Raw genomic sequence first — 16,047 nt, 5'->3', positions numbered from 1 at the left:
CGGCAAATGCGGGCTGTTGACATTCGGGCGGCGAGCGTCGTTAAGTCTTTGGGCGGCATTGTGGCGCTTTGCCAATTTCCGCATTGATTTTGAGCGTGCCTTGTTCCATATGCCTCCCCGCATCCGCAAGGCTGCACCAGCGGTGCTGCCCTCCGTCGGGCTCCGCATGACTGTGATGACCGTTTGAGGGTTTGTCGTAAACGACGAGAGTTTCCATATGGATCTGCCGCGCGCAGCTTTTAACTTCTCCGGCCGGCTGGTTCAGGCTCGCCATGGTCCGGTTTCTGTCAGCCTTCGCCGCCCATGCGATGCGCAGGAAACGAGCGCCCGCGCCGATGCTGCGCATATAAGGCCGCACGTATGATCACTGCCTATCGCGACAATGGTGAAGCCGTGGTCATCAGCGCGGCGCAGCCGCCTGCGTCCCTGCCGGCCGATGTGGTCTGGATCGACATGCTGCGTCCGGACAAGGCCGAGGACCTTCTGCTTGAGGGCCTTCTCGGCATCGATGTGCCGACCCGCGACGACCTGAAGGACATCGAACCGTCCAGCCGTCTCTACACCGCCAAGGACGCCGTTTTCATGACGGCGTCGCTCGTCTGCAAGGCCGAAAGCGGCCATCCGGAACTGGCCGATGTCGCCTTCGTTTTGAGCAAGGGACGGCTGATCACCATCCGCTATGACGAGCCGAAAGCGTTTGCCCTGTTCACCGCCGCCATGCACCGCATTCCCGGCGGCTGCGCAACCGGGACGGTTCTGGCGACGCGGCTGTTTGAAACCATCGTCGATCGCACCGCCGAAATCCTCGAGATTGCGGTTGCCCGCATTGACGGCCTGTCGCTGCAGGTGTTCGGCGACCGGCCGGTTGGCAAGCGCCGCCCGCCACATTATCTCGAAGCCAAGCTGATGGACGTGGCGTCGCATCACCGGCTGGTGGCCAAGACCCGTGACAGTCTCGCCTCGCTCTCGCGCGTGCTGACATTTCTCTACACGGTCCCCTCGGTTCAGGAGAACCGGGAGACCAAGGAACTCTGTCGGACAATTTCGCGCGACATCCAGTCGCTGTCGGAGCATGCGTCCTTCATCTCCGGAAACATCACCTTCCTGCTCGATGCGTCGCTCGGCCTGATCAATGTCGAACAGAACGCCATCATCAAGATTTTCTCGATTGCGGCTGTCGTTTTCCTGCCGCCGACGCTCGTCGCCTCGCTCTACGGCATGAACTTCGAGATCATGCCCGAATTGAAATGGACCTTCGGTTATCCCATGGCCGTGATCGGCATGGTGATTTCGGCCATCGTCCCCTACTACTTCTTTCGCTGGAAAGGCTGGCTCTAGGAGCCCGAAATATTCAGATGTCTCATTCTGCAGCTCAACCCGGGACGCGCGACAAGGAAATACGGAAGCTTCTGGCTCTGTCCCTTGGCTCGATCGGCGTTGTCTATGGCGATATCGGCACCAGCCCGCTTTATGCGTTTCGTGAAGCGCTGCGCCCGGTCTCCGCTGACGGCGTGACGCGTCTGGAAATCATCGGCCTGATCTCGCTGATGATCTGGACGCTGACGATCATCGTCACCTTGAAATACGTGCTTTTCCTGCTGCGCGCCGACAACAATGGCGAGGGCGGCACGCTGTCGCTGCTGGCGCTGTTGATGAAATATTCCAGCAAGCGCGCCAACCGGCTGTTTTTCCTCGGGATCGCCGGCGCCGCCCTGTTCATCGGCGATGCGATCATCGCGCCGGCTTTGTCGGTTCTCTCGGCGGTCGAAGGGTTGAAGCTGGTGACGCCGACGCTCTCGCCCTATGTGGTGCCGATCTCGGTGGTGATCTTGCTTCTGCTCTTTGCCGTGCAATCGCGCGGCACGGCGGCGGTCTCGAAATTCTTCGGCCCGATCATGGCCGTATGGTTCATCGTTCTGGCGGTTGCCGGCGTCAGCCACATTACCGATGACTACGGCATCCTGGCCGCGTTCAATCCCTATTATGCCGTGCATTTCCTCATACACGCCGGTTATGTCGGGATCGTCGTGCTCGGCGCCGTGTTCCTGACCGTCACCGGTGCCGAGGCGCTCTACGCCGATCTCGGCCATTTCGGCCGCAAGCCCATCCAGTGGGCCTGGATCGGCCTCGTCTTTCCGGCACTCGCGCTCAATTATCTGGGGCAGGGGGCTCTCGTCCTCAAACATCCCGAGGCGATGTCCGATCCCTTCTACCTGATGTTCCCGGAATGGGCGCTGCTGCCGGTGGTCATCCTGGCCACCTGCGCCACGATCATCGCCGCCCAGGCCGTCATCACCGGCGCCTTCTCGCTGACGCGCCAGGCAATCCATCTCGGCTTTCTGCCGCGCATGGCGATCTTCCATACGTCGGAGACCCAGACCGGCCAGATCTACCTGCCCAATGTCAACATGCTCCTGATGTTCGGCGTCATGCTTCTGGTCTTCGTCTTCGGCTCGTCCGAATCGCTTGCCACCGCCTATGGTATCTCCGTTACCGGCGCGATGGTGGTCGATACGTTCCTGGCCTATGAGTTCGTGCGGGTGCGCTGGCGCTGGCCGCTCTATCTGGCGATTGCGACGCTTCTTCCATTGCTGATGCTCGAAATGATCTTCTTCGGCGCCAATATGCTGAAGATCCATGATGGCGGCTATGTACCTGTGCTGATTGCCGCAGCGATCATCGTCATCATGTGGACATGGCGGCGCGGTACCAAGATCCTGCATGACAAGACCCGGCACACCGATATCCCGCTGGCCTCCTTCGTCAAATCAATCGAGCGAAAGAGCGAGCATGCACCGGTTTCCGTGCCGGGAACGGCGATCTTCCTCACCAGCGATCCGGAATCGACGCCGGCCGCGCTGTTGCACAACATCAAGCACAATCACGTCCTGCACGCGCAAAACTTCATCCTGACGATCCGCACGCTGAACACGCCGATCGTTCCCAAGGACCAGCGCGTCACGGCCAGCAGCCTGTCGGAACGTTTCAGCCTCCTGGAAATGCGCTTCGGCTATATGGAAACCCAGAATGTCTCGCAGGCGCTTGGCCTCTTCCGCAAGACTGGCCTGAAGTTCGACATCATGTCGACCTCCTTCTATCTGGGACGGCGCAAGCTGGTGCCGGATGCGCAATCGGGCATGCCGCACTGGCAGGACCGCCTGTTCATCGGCCTTGCCAATGCCGCCATCGACCCCTCGGACTATTTCCGCCTGCCGACCAACCGCGTGGTGGAACTGGGCTCGCACGTCATCATTTGATTGCGCTTATAGCGACAAGCGCCTCCTGCGCCGTTCGGCCGGGGGGCGTTTTGCGTTCCAGCCACCCATTCCGGGACGGCCTTATTAACCAACCATCAAGGTTAATGCTTCATTGTCAGGGAAGTTGAAGCGGTAAACGCGCCATTGAATGCGACGTCACCGCTTGTCCGATTCACTTCCGCGGGGAAAGACGGTCCGGGTATTTTTGCCGGATGGAAACCCGCGTCTGTCAGTGCGTGGAGTACGGTTGGTGCGTAAGGGTAAAGTGCTGCGTTTTCCGTCCGGTTTGCCATCCGCGCGCTGGACTGCCCCGCTGATGCTGGGCATCGGCCTGCTCGTCGGGTTACCCTCGGTGGCCGCCCATTCCGATCTTGCAACCTTTCTCTCCGGCGTCAATCGCGGTGGCGAACGCTGGCGCATGCACATGACCCGCTCGCCGGCCGGCTCGCTGCACGAGGTCGAGATGGTCTTCAGCGATCCGGTGATCACCGGATCGATCGGCGACGGGGCAGGGATCGACATGCCGGGTGGCGGCAAGGTCTCGCTCACCGCCGGCCAGAAACTGGCCGATCCGCGTACCGACGAGGACCGGGTGAACCGCAAGGACAAGAAGGGCCGCATCATCGCCGTCGCCCCGGTGACGCCGCCGAAGGATTTTACCGCAGGCTCGATCCTGCAGCGCACGAGTTCGCTGACCGACCCGCTGTTTGATGCGGCAGAACGGATGGTGTTTTCGAAGTCGCAGATCCAGGGCAAGGAAATCAAGATCGCCACGGCCTTCTACAAGAAGAAGGCGCCCAAGGCCGATCCAGCCATGTCGCCGATGCTGGCAAGCCTGGTGACCAATGCGTCGGCCGATATCCTTGCTACCGCCTATGCACCGGCCGAGCCGGATTATGCCCGCCAGTCGCCATTTGATTCGATCCTGCGCGAAGACAAGACCGGCGGCCGCTTCATTCCCGACATCGCCCCGGAGGATCACGCCTGGGCTGCCAATCCGCTGCCGGCCTCGGTTTTTTCCGAGGCTGAACAGAAATGCCTGACATCGGGCATCTATTTCGAATCGCGCGGTGAAACGCTGAAAGGCCAGGCGGCCGTCGCCCAGGTCATTCTCAACCGCGTCCGCAATCCCGCCTATCCCTCGACGATCTGCGGCGCCGTCTATCAGAACAAGAACTGGTACAACCGTTGCCAGTTCTCGTTTGCCTGCGACCGCATCCCCGATATCGTCTGGTCGCGCTCGGCCTGGGCAACTGCCAAGGAAATCGCCCTTGCGGTGACCGCAGGCAAGATCTGGTTTCCCGAAGTCGGCTCCGCGACGCATTATCACGCCACCTATGTGAAGCCGGACTGGGGTCCGACGATGAAGCGGGTCTCCAAGATCGGCAAGCACATCTTCTACCGCACCTATGGCGGTGGATGGAGCTGATCGCCTGGCCTGATGACTTGGCCTGATCACTTGGGCTGCGGGCAGCAGCCGGACTGACTTATTTCCGTCACGGTCCGGCAAAGCCTCCGGTGATTCCCCGAAAATCCCGCCAGACTGGCACGGTTATCGCGTAACATAATGTTTTTATTAAATAATATTGTGGCCTAACAAGGCCGTTTGGTGCCTTGACTATGCAGGCCCCGAAAACTATGTTGCGGCCGACTTCAGAACGGGCCGAACGGTGGCTTCAAATCCGGCCTTTGTGTGACCAGGCTTATGGTTTATCACCATGAGAGGCGACAAAAGGCGGGGTGCCACATGACGGATAACCGGAAAGAGGGTCTGGAAGATCGGCTGAAACGCCTCGGTTCGGAATTGTCTGAAAAGCGCAAGGACGATCCGAAATACGCTGCGGATGAAGCGCGCGCTGCGCAGAACCGCAAGGGCTATCAGGTCGCGATCAAGCTTTCGAGCGAATTTGTGGCGGCGATCATTGTCGGTGCACTTCTGGGCTATCTTTTGGACCATTTTGCGGGTACAGGGCCGTGGGGGATGATTGTGCTTCTCCTGCTTGGTTTTTGTGCCGGTGTGCTGAATGTCCTGCGTTCGGCGGGCATGGTGGCAGCGCCTCATCCGGCAGATACGCTGGGCAAGGGCATCAAGAACAAGAGCGACGACGCGTAGACGCGCTGTCATCGCAGGTTGAAATATCCGCCCCTTGGCGGTGAGTAACGAGGAAGAGCGGCTGTGGCAGGCGATAAGGTAGATCCGGTACACCAGTTTGTGGTCAACAAGATCATTCCGATCGAAATTGGCGGTATTGATTTCTCTTTCACCAACGCATCGCTGTTCATGGTCGCGACGCTCGCCGTTGCCACCGGTTTCCTCTACTTCACGACGTCGACGCGCAGCCTGGTTCCCGGCCGCATGCAGTCCGTCTCCGAAATCTCCTATGAATTCATCGCCTCGATGCTGCGCGAAGGTGCAGGCTCCCACGGCATGAAATTCTTCCCGATGGTGTTTTCGCTGTTCATGTTCATCCTGACGGCAAACATGCTCGGCATGGTTCCCTACTTTTTCACCGTCACCAGCCAGATCGTCGTGACCTTCGCGCTTGCGCTCTTCGTCATCGGCACTGTCCTGTTCTACGGTTTCTATAAGCACGGCCTTGGCTTCCTCAATGTGTTCGTGCCCTCTGGCGTACCTGGTATCCTTCTGCCTTTGGTTATTGCAATCGAAGTGATCTCCTTCCTGTCCCGTCCGATCAGCCTTTCGGTTCGTCTCTTCGCGAACATGCTGGCCGGCCATATCACGCTGAAAGTGTTCGCAGGCTTCGTCGCCTCGCTCGGAACCCTCGGCGCGCTGGGCATTGGTGGTGCGATCCTTCCGCTCATCATGACCGTGGCCCTTACGGGTCTCGAATTCCTCGTATCCTTCCTCCAGGCCTATGTCTTTGCGGTGCTGACGTGCATGTACCTCAACGACGCAGTGCATCCGGGTGGCCACTAAGGAATAAAGTCGTGGGGCTTTCCCGCTCCGGATCGTTCTTCGGTCCTGACCGGTGGGAGTGCCCAAGTTAGCCGCAACAACCATTTCGAAGGAGAAAATCATGGAAGCGGAAGCAGCAAAGTACATCGGCGCAGGTCTCGCTTGCCTCGGCATGGCCGGCACGGCTCTTGGCCTCGGCAACATTTTCGGTAGCTACCTGTCGGGCGCCCTGCGCAACCCGTCGGCAGCAGACAGCCAGTTCGGCCGTCTCGTATTCGGCTTCGCCGTTACGGAAGCTCTGGGCATCTTCTCGCTGCTCGTAGCTCTGCTTCTCCTTTTCGCCGTCTAAGACCGGCTTGAAGGCAGGGCCGCGGTTTCAACGTCGCGGCCCGCATCTTTTCTGAGTGCACCTGGAGGTGAGCATGTTTGTGACCGCGGCATACGCCCAGTCAACCACCACCGAAGGCGCAGTGACCCACGACGCCGCTGCCGGCGAGGTCCACACCGAAACCGGTGTAGCCCAAGAAGGCGGACATGGCTCGGGAGTGTTCCCGCCCTTCGATACGTCGACATTTGCATCGCAGCTTCTGTGGCTGGCGATCACATTCGGTCTTTTCTACCTTCTGATGTCGAAGGTCGTCATGCCGCGCATCGGTGGCATTCTCGAAACGCGTAACGACACGATCGCACGCGACCTCGATGATGCAGCCCGCTCGAAGGCAGAGGCCGACGCCGCCATTGCTGCCTATGAGCAGGAACTGGCCGCCGCAAAAGCCAAGGGCAACGCGATCGCATCGACTGCGCGCGAAGCTGCAAAGGCAAAGGCTGCTGCCGATCGCACCGCGGTCGAAGAAAGCCTGAACAACAAGATTTCCGCTGCCGAAGCGCGTATCGCCGATATCAAGACGAAGGCCCTGGCCGACGTTGGCGCGATCGCCGAGGACACTGCGACAGCCGTCGTCGAGCAGTTGATCGGCGGCAAGGTATCGAAGGCTGAGATCGCATCTGCGGTCAAAGCATCGGCGAAGTAAGGAGAGCATCATGGATTTGACCTCACTGGCCACATTCTGGGCCACAGTCGGCTTGGTGCTTTTCCTCGCGCTCATCGTCTATCTCAAGGTTCCGGGCATGCTGGCCAAATCGCTCGACGAGCGCGCCGGCCGCATCACCAACGAACTGGCCGAAGCCAAGCGCCTGCGCGCCGAAGCCCAGGCCCTGCTCGTCGAATACCAGCGCAAGCGCAAGGAAGCCGAAGCGGAAGCCGCCAACATCGTTGCCGCTGCCGAACGCGAAGCTGAAATGCTGACCGCCGAAGCCAAGCAGAAGACCGACGAATTCGTCGCCCGCCGCACGGCCTTGTCGGAACAGAAGATCAAGCAGGCCGAAACCGACGCCATCAACTCGGTTCGCGCCACGGCCGTCGATATCGCCATTGCCGCCGCCGAAAGCGTCATCACGGCAAAGTCGGATGCCGCAACCCAGGCCGCCCTGTTTTCCAAGGCAATCAGCGACGTGAAGACACGCCTGAATTAAGCAACCGCGTGATCGGGATTTGAAAAGGCTGGCTCGCGCCGGCCTTTTTTATGTCTGCCGGAGGGGTTCGAGGACTGGCATCAGCCCGCGCACCAGCGGCGAGCGCTTGGCCACACCCCGGCAAAGCGAAGTGGCCTGCAGAAAAGTCAGATGCTAATTGCTGGTGCTTGCCGTCGGCGCCATGGTCAGGCAGGCCTGTTCGAATTCCTGCATGGTCTCGGCGCTGTTGTCTTCGGGCAGGACCGCGTCTGTTGCCATATTGCCCGCATCATCCGGCGTCCCATCATCATAGACGTAGGACTGGATATAATAGGCAAGCCCGCCCTTCCAGACCTTGCGGCCGTCAATATCCTGGCAGCTATAGGCCGTCTGCAGATCCGATTGCAAGGCGTCCGCGGTCGGCTCCTCTGCAGCGGGAACGCTGGCCGCTGCCGTCGCAGCAAGGAAGATCAAGCCAAAAAACACGGTGTAAAACCTTTCAAGGGAATCGCGGGTGCATGCCGTTCCTCGTTCTATAACCCGTCCGCCCGGCTGTTTGTTACCTGGGGCACGCCGCACACAAGAAAAACCGCTCCTGTGTCTTTGACGTCAATGACGATGGGAAAAACGTTTGGCACGGGCGGATGTTCCAGGATACAGCCCGCATCTCCCCAAGCGTCAGCCCTGCAGTTCCTCGTCCGGCATGTCAACGCCGTCCTGGCGCAGCGGCCTAAAGCTCATTCTATGCAGCGGGCAGGGGCCGTGATCGTCGATGGCATTGCGGTGGCGCTGCGTGGCATAGCCGGCATGAGTGGAAAACCCATAGGCCGGGAAGACCAGATGGGCGCGGGTCATCATCCGGTCGCGTGACACCTTGGCAATGATCGAGGCCGCCGCAATCGACAGCGAGCGGGCATCGCCCTTGACGACGGCCTTGCCAAGACAGGCAAGGCCGGGCGGGATATCGCGGCCATCGGCGAGCACCAGGGCAGGTGCAGTGGACAGGCCATGCACCGCCCGGCGCATCGCATCCAGGCTCGCCTTGCGGATATCCGTACCGTCGATCCGGCCGGCACCGGACGAGGCGATGGAGACGATGGAGGAGGCGAGGATAAGATCGAACAGTTCCTCGCGGCGGGCAATCGACAGCTGCTTGCTGTCGTTCAAGCCTTCGGGGATATTGTCGGGATCCAGGATGACGGCGGCGGCAACGACCGGACCGGCGAGTGGCCCGCGCCCGGCCTCGTCCGTGCCCGCAACCGGCCAGAGCCCATCGCGGCGCCCGGCGAGTTCGAAGCTGAAATCGGGGCCTTCGATCGTCTCGAAAAGAAAAGGGGAATCGGGCTGTGTGCGTCGTGACATGCGGCGAAACTCGCACACAAGCCCGATTCCCTGCAAGTCCTTCGGCAAGGAGGCAATTGCCGGAGGATGACCGCTGCTGCTGCGGGTGTGCAGCACCGGTATTTCGATCTCCGGGACAGTCCCGGAGCAATGCTTGTCCGCCGTCAGAGCAGCGAGAGTTGCACGCCGGTGCCGAGCGGCGGCACGAACAGCTCGCAGTTCAGCGGGCGCCGCGTGACATTCAGTTCCAGCCGCTTGGCGGCAAGCTCGAACCGGCGGCCGATCTGCCAGGCATAGGGCCCAGCCCCTTTCATGCGCTTGCCGAACTCTGCGTCGTAGTCCTTGCCGCCGCGCATCGAGCGGACCAGCGACATGACATGGCGGTAGCGATCGGGATAGTTGCGCAGCAGCCAGTCGCGAAACAGCGGGCTGACTTCGATCGGCAGGCGCAAGAGCACATAGCTGGCACTCATCGCGCCCGCCGCCTTGCCCGCGTCCAGCACCCGCTCGATCTCATGGTCGTTCAGCGCCGGAATGACCGGCGCCATCATCACCGTTGCGGGAATGCCGGCATCGGCGAGCGCCTTGATCGCTTCCAGGCGTTTCGACGGCGTCGATGCTCTCGGCTCCATCAACCGGGCAAGCTTGCGGTCGAGTGTCGTCACCGACAGGCCGACCTTGGCCAGCCCCTTCTCGGCCATCGGCGCCAGGATATCGATATCGCGCATCACCATCGCCGATTTGGTGACGATCATCACCGGGTGATCGGCAGCTTTGAGCACTTCGAGGACCTGGCGCATGATCCGCCATTCCTTCTCGATCGGCTGGTAGGGATCGGTATTGGTGCCGATGGCGATCGGGCGAACCTTGTAGCCGGGCTTGGCCAGTTCGCGCTCCAGAAGCTTTGCCGCATCCGGCTTGGCAAACAGCTTGGCCTCGAAATCGAGCCCCGGAGACAGGCCCATATAGGCATGGGTCGGGCGGGCGAAACAATAGATGCAGCCATGCTCGCATCCCCGGTAGGGGTTGACCGAGCGGTCGAACGGGATGTCGGGCGAATCGTTGCGGCTGATGATCGAGCGCGGCTTTTCGACCTGAACCTCGGTCTTGAAGTTCGGCAAGTCCTCCAGCGAGTTCCAGCCGTCATCCTCCAGCTGGCGCGACAGCGGCTCGAACCGGCCGGACGAATTGATCGCAGCGCCCCGGCCGCGCCGCCGGTCGATCTCGATGCGCAGCCCGGAGCCCGCAATCATCGCCTCGGCCATATCTGCCGTATTGGCAGGCGCCAAAGCACCCTGCCTGATCTGAGACAGCTCGTTCATGGGTTTCTCCGGTGGACTGGTCCTTGCGGATTTTCCGATATCCTCTGATTATTTTCCTATCGTGAAAAAGAGAACAATGCAAGAACAAAAATTCGAAACGCCGTTGCGCAAGGCCGCCAGCGCCCCAACATTCATCATGAATCAAAAGTTAATCACCGCGACATGAAGGGCTTCTGGAAAATCTGTGTGCAATGCGGTATGGACGGCGATGCTGACGATCATCACCGAAACCCGCGACAATGAGGCTGAACTGGCGCAGACGCTGTCGGCGCTGGTGGCGGGTGCCGTGGAAGGTCTGGTGAGCGATGTTATCGTCCTCGACCATGCCTCGCAGGATGGTTCAAGCCGCGTGGCGGATGCCGCCGGTGCGCGGTTCTGCAGCAGTTGGGACATGACCGATATCGTGCGCTCGGCCCGCGGCGATTGGCTGCTTCTGCTCGAAGCGGGTGCAAGGCCTGCAGGGCGCTGGATCGATGATGTCGCGGAATATATGTCGCTGAACAAGATGCCGGCGCGCTTTTCTGCGTCGCGGCAATACCGCCGCCCCATCCTGCAGCGCATCGTCAACCGGCCAGCGCCGTTGGAGCTGGGCTTGCTGCTCTCCAAGCAACAGGCCACAGCGATCGCCAAATCCTCCATGCAGCTTGCCGATTTTGCCAATGGGCGGGCGCTGCGCAAGCTTGGAAGCGAACTCGTGCCGGCCTGGGTGGCAATCGCCAATCGTCCGGACGCGGAATAGCGGCAGGCAGCAAAAAGAGCAGGCCCTTGCGAGCCTGCCCTGTCTTGATTGAAAAAATGACCGTCAAAATGGCTTGCCGCGTGAAACCCAGCCGTCGCGTCGTATCGCTTGCCGTGGCGGCTTTCATGAGGTGAAATCCGCCGCCTTCCTGGTATCTGCCGTGACCGGGATGGAAACTGAGGCGCGCCGTAATCCCGTCCTTCGCCCGCCTCATGTCCGTCTCCGGTAGGCACAGTTCTACGATGCTGCATCGTGATGCGCTGTTACGGATGGAACAGGGACGGTTGGGTTTTGACGACCCTTGGCGGTCAGTCGCGTTTGAGGTGCTCGTCCAGCCTGGGCATGATCTCGACGAAATTGCAGGGCAGGTGGCGGTAGTCGAGCTGCTGCTTCAAAATGCCGTCCCATGCGTCCTTGCAGGCGCCGGGTGATCCCGGCAGGACGAAGATGAAGGTGGCGTTTGCCACACCGCCGGTGGCGCGCGACTGGATCGTCGAGGTGCCGATCTTGTCATAGGAAATCCGGTGGAAGACCTCGGAAAAGCCGTCCATCCGCTTTTCAAACAACGGCTCCAGCGCCTCGGGCGTCACATCGCGTCCGGTAAAGCCCGTGCCGCCGGTGGTGATCACCACGTCGATCGCTTCGTCCAGCGTCCAGGCTTTCACCTGCGCCGCAATGCTGTCCTTGTCGTCGGCAACGATGGCGCGGGCTTCCAATCTGTGGCCGGCGTCCGTAATGCGGGCAACGAGCGTGTCGCCGGAACGGTCATCGGCCGGCGTGCGCGTATCGGAAACAGTGAGAACCGCAATCCCGACCGGAACGAAGGGCCGTTGATCCTTAACCTCGGTCATCGCGCTCTTCCTCTCCGTCAAAACTGTGGCTGGAAACACTGTTACAGGCCAGAACGTACCATCCCGGGTTCTGCCTGGAAAGCAGAGCCGCCGCCTCGTCGCGAGCCTCAAGGCTCGCGTAAAGCCCAAAGCAGGATGCGCCCGATCCAGACATCCGCACCAGCTGCGCGCCGGTCAGGCCAAGCGCATTCGAGACCGCCCCGATCTGCGGTTCCAGCGTGCGCGCCGGCGGCTCCAGATCGTTGCGCAGGGTTTTCAGAACGTCGATCCACCCGTCGCGCGACGGCCGGTCCTGCGGCATTGCAAGAGGCGGCTGGGTCTTGTTCGTCAAGAGCCGGAAAATCACCGGCGTCGAGACCGCTTTCAGCGGGTTGACGATCAGCATGGGAAAGGACGGAAAGTCCGGGACCCGCTCGATATCGTCCCCGATGCCGCGCGCGACAAGCGGCTCGCCGCGAAGGCACATCGGCACATCGGCGCCCAGTTTCAGCGCAATCGCCTGCAGGATTTCAAGCCGGGTGGAAACACCCCAAAGCTCCAGCAAGCCAAGCAGCGTCGCGGCCGCATCGGCCGAGCCGCCGCCAATGCCGGAGGCGACCGGCAGGTTTTTTTCGAGATGCAGATGCACTGGTGCTGCCTGAATGCCCGTTTCGCCGAGATGCGCCCGCAACAGGTCGCGCGCCTTCAGCACCAGATTTCCAGCGGGGTCGCCGGTTGGCGGCAGCGCGCCGGAAAAACGGCCGGACAGGGTGAAACGGTCTTCACCGGAGATGGAAAAGCCGATGCGGTCTCCCGCATCGGCAAAGGTCACAAGGCTTTCGAGGAGATGATAGCCATCAGCCCGCTGGCCAACGACATGCAGGGCCAGGTTGATTTTCGCCGGCGCGATCCGCGTCAGCGAAAATCCGGAAATGTCGTCCTGATGTGCCATGGGTGGGCGAAATCAGGATTTCTTGCCGGCAACGTCCGGAGCCACTTTCTTCGGCTGCGTGTCGCCCGCTTCGGCAGCGGCCGGAACCTTGGCTTCGACCGGCGGCAGGCCGCTTTCGATCTTGGCGTTGATCTTCGGGATTTCCGCTTCCTCGGGCTTCAGAGCCAAGGCCTGGTTCCACTGGAATACCGCTTCCAGCTTGCGGCCGACGCGCCAATAGGCATCGCCCAGATGGTCGTTGATCGTCGCATCGCCGGCCATCAGCTCGACAGCGCGCTCCAGTTCGCCAACCGCCTCGTCAAAGCGGCCCATCCGGAAATAGGCCCAGCCCAGCGAATCGACGATATAGCCATCATCCGGCTTCAGATCGACCGCCTTGCGGATCATGCCGAGGCCTTCTTCGAGGTTTATATTCATATCGACCCAGGAATAGCCGAGATAATTCAGCACCTGCGGCTGGTCGGGATTGAGGTCCAGCGCCTTCTTGAAGCTCGGCTCGGCCTTGTCCCACATTTTCTGGCGCTCATAGGCAATACCGCGCTGGAAGAAGATCGTCCAGTCGCTGCGCTGCGGCACCGGGCCGATCTGCTCGACTGCACGGTCGTAGATCAGGCCCATTTCCTTGTAATCCTTGGCATCCGACAGCACGCTGCCATAGGCCAGATAGCTGCGAACATCCTTCGGATCGAGCTCGATCAGTTCCTTCAGATGTTCCTTGGCCTCATCGACCTTGCCGATCGAGGCGAGGCTGAGACCCAGCTGCATTTCCGACAGGCGCCGCATCGGTGAATTTTCCGGTACGCTCTTGTAGAGCGCAATTGCCCGTTCCGGCTTCTTCAGGTTCTCGGCGATCCCGCCAAGCATGACGAGGATATCGGCGCTTTCCGGATCCAGCGCCCGGGCGGTCTGCAGATAAAGCGAGACGATGTCTTCCGCGCCTTCGCGGTTGAGCGCGGCAGCGATCGAAAACAGCACGGAGGCCGCCCCTTGCGTTGCGCTGCGAACCTGCTGCTCCTGCGGTTTGCCCTCGTCGATGGAGGTGCGCAAGGCCTTCAGTGGCGCATAGTTGCTGATGAAGCCTTCGCCGACCGAAACCGCATCGAGCGCCTTCTGCTTGTTGCCGTCGCGGGCCTCAAGCTTTGCCAGCGCGATAACGGCACGCATGAACGTGTCGGGGGCGGCAGCGCCGCCTTCGCGGTCGAGCACGGCATCGTTCAGCTTCGAGCGGGCGGTGGACTTGTCGCCGGCAGCCAGCGCAATGGCGCCCTGGTTGTAGGATTTGAAGATGCGGAACCAGTCCGGTCCTTCCATCTTCTGGATATCGGCGATCGCGTCCTTCGGCTTGCCTTCGCCAGCCTTCGCCCAGCCGAGCAGCAGGCCGTTCATCAGCCGGTCGAGATCGTTGGGGCCCTCGTAATTGAGGATTTTCTGCGCGTGGCGGTATTCCCGCTTGCGGATCGCCTCGACGGCGCGGGTGATCGTGGTGATGCGCTCGACGGAACTGTCGTTCTTCAACTCTTCGGCAATCTTGGCGCCGGTGTTGAAATCGCCATTCATCAGCGAGGTGATCATCAGCCGCTGCTTGACATCGACATTGTCGGGTTCGAATTCGAGCGCCGTGCGGTAGAGCTTGGTGGCCGTGTCGAGATCGTGGTCGACATCGGCGGTGCGGGCAGCGAGAAACGCGCCCGAAAAGCTGTTGACCGAATTGAAGTCGAATGGCTTGCTTTCTTCGACCGCAGCTTTTTCCTCGGCAAAGCTGGGTGCTGCGCCGGAAAGCGACGCCAAGGCCAGGAAGGCAGCGCCGCTGAGCAGGCGAAGAAGGTGTTTTTGCCGCATGACAAGCCTTTCGTTACGGGCGGCACCCCTTGGCGCCGACACGGATTCGCGCGGAATCAGTCCCAAATCAATAACGCAAAACCCGGCAAACCGGAAAAGGTTTGAACGCAAGGCAAGACGCAATTCGACATACCGCCGTCAATTTTCGCTCACCCGATCGTGAGCGATACTATCCGGCGGCCACAGCATGGAAGGACAGAATGGCTTTTTTGGCGCAGTGCGGCAAGAAATTCCTCAAGGTTGCAACGCGTCCCTGCAACGGTGGCTCAGCTGACCCGTTCGATACAGAAATCGATCACTTCCAGCAGCGCATCCTTCCAGGGGGATGCCGGCAATGGCGCCAGCGCGTCGCGGGCAATTGTTCCGTAATGCTGGGCCCGCGCGATGGTGTCCGTCAGGCCGCCATAGCGGGTGATCAGGCCCAATGCTTTTTCCAGGTTCTGATCGTTGCTCTCGCCGCCTTCGATGGCGGCGCGCCAGAAGCTGCGCTCCTCGGCGGTTCCACGGCGGTAGGAGAGAATGACCGGAAGCGTGATCTTGCCTTCGCGGAAATCGTCGCCGGTGTTCTTGCCGAGATCGGCGGCCTTGCCGCCATAGTCGAGCACGTCGTCCACCAGCTGGAAGGCAAGGCCCAGGTTCATGCCGTAGGATTTCAGCGCATTGCGGCTGGCCTTGTCGGTCTTGGCAACGATCGGGCCGACTTCGGCGGCGGCCGCAAACAGGGCTGCCGTCTTGGCGCGGATGACGGACAGATAGTCGTCCTCCGTCGTCTCCATATTCTTGGCGACCGACAGCTGCAGGACTTCACCTTCGGCAATCACGGACGCCGCCGTCGACAGAACGTCAAGCGCATCGAGCGAGCCGACATCGACCATCATCCGGAAAGCCTGGCCGAGCAGGAAGTCGCCGACCAGCACGCTGGCCTGGTTGCCCCAGATCATCCGCGCCGTCGATTTACCGCGCCGAAGGTCGCTCTCGTCGACCACGTCGTCGTGCAGAAGCGTGGCCGTGTGCATGAACTCGACGGCGGTCGCCAGCTTGATATGGGCATCGCCGGTGAAACCGAACATCGCGGCGGACGCGAGCGTCAGCATCGGGCGCAGGCGCTTGCCGCCGGAGGAAATCAGGTGATTGGCCACCTCCGGGATCATCTGGACGTCGGACCCCGCCTTGGACAGGATCAGCTGGTTGACGCGCTCCATGTCCGCCTTCGTCAGGTCGACGAGCGGCTTGACCGATGCCTGTTTGTTTTTGCTGTCTTCCAGCGGTATCACTACGCCCAACACAAGGGACTCCTGTTCAAATTCCAGTTCGGACAATAGAAAGGGGGGCTTGTGG

The 16,047-nt window shown here is 61.0% G+C and carries 18 protein-coding genes; 10 read left to right on the top strand and 8 right to left on the bottom strand.

Annotated elements, in window-relative coordinates; all coding sequences use genetic code 11:
* Positions 1-40: 40 nt before the first annotated feature.
* The gene (locus PYR65_RS18150) at positions 41-346 is read right to left on the bottom strand and encodes a hypothetical protein (RefSeq protein ID WP_276118985.1); all 306 of its coding nucleotides are present in this window, start codon (positions 344-346) and stop codon (positions 41-43) included.
* Positions 347-360: 14 nt separating this feature from the next.
* Here PYR65_RS18150 and PYR65_RS18145 point away from each other — a divergent pair, with 14 nt between their 5' ends.
* The 8 genes from PYR65_RS18145 (at position 361) to PYR65_RS18110 (ending at position 7,707) form a co-directional block, all read left to right on the top strand.
* Positions 361-1,338 carry a magnesium transporter CorA family protein gene (locus tag PYR65_RS18145; RefSeq protein ID WP_060636506.1) on the top strand — a complete coding sequence of 326 codons (978 nt, stop codon included), beginning with the start codon at positions 361-363 and terminating at the stop codon, positions 1,336-1,338.
* Positions 1,339-1,355: 17 nt separating this feature from the next.
* A complete protein-coding gene (locus PYR65_RS18140) occupies positions 1,356-3,257 on the top strand; it encodes a potassium transporter Kup (RefSeq protein WP_060636505.1) in 1,902 nt (633 codons plus the stop codon).
* Positions 3,258-3,507: 250 nt separating this feature from the next.
* Positions 3,508-4,686 (top strand): cell wall hydrolase, encoded by a 1,179-nt coding sequence (locus PYR65_RS18135; protein ID WP_276118983.1) that lies wholly within the window; start codon positions 3,508-3,510, stop codon positions 4,684-4,686.
* 318 nt (positions 4,687-5,004) lie between these two features.
* Positions 5,005-5,370: an AtpZ/AtpI family protein gene (locus tag PYR65_RS18130; protein WP_060636503.1), complete on the top strand. Its 366-nt coding sequence runs from the start codon at positions 5,005-5,007 to the stop codon at positions 5,368-5,370.
* A 63-nt stretch (positions 5,371-5,433) separates the two neighbouring features.
* Positions 5,434-6,195: a F0F1 ATP synthase subunit A gene (locus tag PYR65_RS18125; protein ID WP_276118982.1), complete on the top strand. Its 762-nt coding sequence runs from the start codon at positions 5,434-5,436 to the stop codon at positions 6,193-6,195.
* Positions 6,196-6,295: 100 nt separating this feature from the next.
* Positions 6,296-6,523: a F0F1 ATP synthase subunit C gene (locus tag PYR65_RS18120; protein WP_056332699.1), complete on the top strand. Its 228-nt coding sequence runs from the start codon at positions 6,296-6,298 to the stop codon at positions 6,521-6,523.
* 73 nt (positions 6,524-6,596) lie between these two features.
* Complete coding sequence (locus PYR65_RS18115) at positions 6,597-7,205, top strand: F0F1 ATP synthase subunit B (protein ID WP_060636501.1); 609 nt, start codon at positions 6,597-6,599, stop codon at positions 7,203-7,205.
* Between the two features lie 10 nt (positions 7,206-7,215).
* Positions 7,216-7,707, top strand: coding sequence for a F0F1 ATP synthase subunit B (locus tag PYR65_RS18110; protein WP_060636500.1), 492 nt, complete (start codon positions 7,216-7,218; stop codon positions 7,705-7,707).
* 153 nt (positions 7,708-7,860) lie between these two features.
* Here the strand turns inward: PYR65_RS18110 and PYR65_RS18105 are convergent, their stop codons facing one another.
* The 3 genes from PYR65_RS18105 to PYR65_RS18095 all read right to left on the bottom strand — a co-directional run bounded on the left by PYR65_RS18105 (position 7,861) and on the right by PYR65_RS18095 (position 10,349).
* Positions 7,861-8,172 carry a hypothetical protein gene (locus PYR65_RS18105; RefSeq protein ID WP_276118981.1) on the bottom strand — a complete coding sequence of 104 codons (312 nt, stop codon included), beginning with the start codon at positions 8,170-8,172 and terminating at the stop codon, positions 7,861-7,863.
* A 192-nt stretch (positions 8,173-8,364) separates the two neighbouring features.
* Entirely contained in the window at positions 8,365-9,048 is a 684-nt protein-coding gene (locus tag PYR65_RS18100) for a ribonuclease HII (protein ID WP_276118980.1), read from the bottom strand.
* 143 nt (positions 9,049-9,191) lie between these two features.
* A complete protein-coding gene (locus PYR65_RS18095; RefSeq protein WP_060636484.1) occupies positions 9,192-10,349 on the bottom strand; it encodes a PA0069 family radical SAM protein in 1,158 nt (385 codons plus the stop codon).
* On the opposite strand from PYR65_RS18095, the gene PYR65_RS18090 reads away from it, so the two are divergent.
* Positions 10,348-10,515 carry a hypothetical protein gene (locus PYR65_RS18090; protein ID WP_276118979.1) on the top strand — a complete coding sequence of 56 codons (168 nt, stop codon included), beginning with the start codon at positions 10,348-10,350 and terminating at the stop codon, positions 10,513-10,515. The two genes, PYR65_RS18095 and PYR65_RS18090, sit on opposite strands and share 2 nt — an antisense overlap.
* 42 nt (positions 10,516-10,557) lie before the next feature.
* Entirely contained in the window at positions 10,558-11,088 is a 531-nt protein-coding gene (locus tag PYR65_RS18085) for a glycosyltransferase family protein (RefSeq protein ID WP_276121101.1), read from the top strand.
* Between the two features lie 308 nt (positions 11,089-11,396).
* Here PYR65_RS18085 and moaB read toward each other — a convergent pair whose 3' ends face one another.
* The 4 genes from moaB to PYR65_RS18065 all read right to left on the bottom strand — a co-directional run bounded on the left by moaB (position 11,397) and on the right by PYR65_RS18065 (position 15,992).
* Complete coding sequence (moaB, locus tag PYR65_RS18080) at positions 11,397-11,939, bottom strand: molybdenum cofactor biosynthesis protein B (RefSeq protein WP_276118978.1); 543 nt, start codon at positions 11,937-11,939, stop codon at positions 11,397-11,399.
* Entirely contained in the window at positions 11,926-12,870 is a 945-nt protein-coding gene (locus tag PYR65_RS18075; protein WP_276118977.1) for a 4-(cytidine 5'-diphospho)-2-C-methyl-D-erythritol kinase, read from the bottom strand. The genes moaB and PYR65_RS18075 overlap by 14 nt, the downstream gene beginning before the upstream one ends.
* A gap of 12 nt (positions 12,871-12,882) precedes the next feature.
* Positions 12,883-14,709, bottom strand: a complete 1,827-nt coding sequence (locus PYR65_RS18070; protein ID WP_060636538.1) for a tetratricopeptide repeat protein — start codon at positions 14,707-14,709, stop codon at positions 12,883-12,885.
* A gap of 266 nt (positions 14,710-14,975) precedes the next feature.
* Positions 14,976-15,992 carry a polyprenyl synthetase family protein gene (locus PYR65_RS18065; protein WP_060636537.1) on the bottom strand — a complete coding sequence of 339 codons (1,017 nt, stop codon included), beginning with the start codon at positions 15,990-15,992 and terminating at the stop codon, positions 14,976-14,978.
* Positions 15,993-16,047 lie beyond the last annotated feature (55 nt).

The organism is Pararhizobium qamdonense (assembly GCF_029277445.1).
GTDB lineage: Bacteria > Pseudomonadota > Alphaproteobacteria > Rhizobiales > Rhizobiaceae > Pararhizobium > Pararhizobium qamdonense.
Note: the sequence above shows the minus strand (reverse complement) of the source record. Positions and strands in the feature narration are given on the sequence as shown.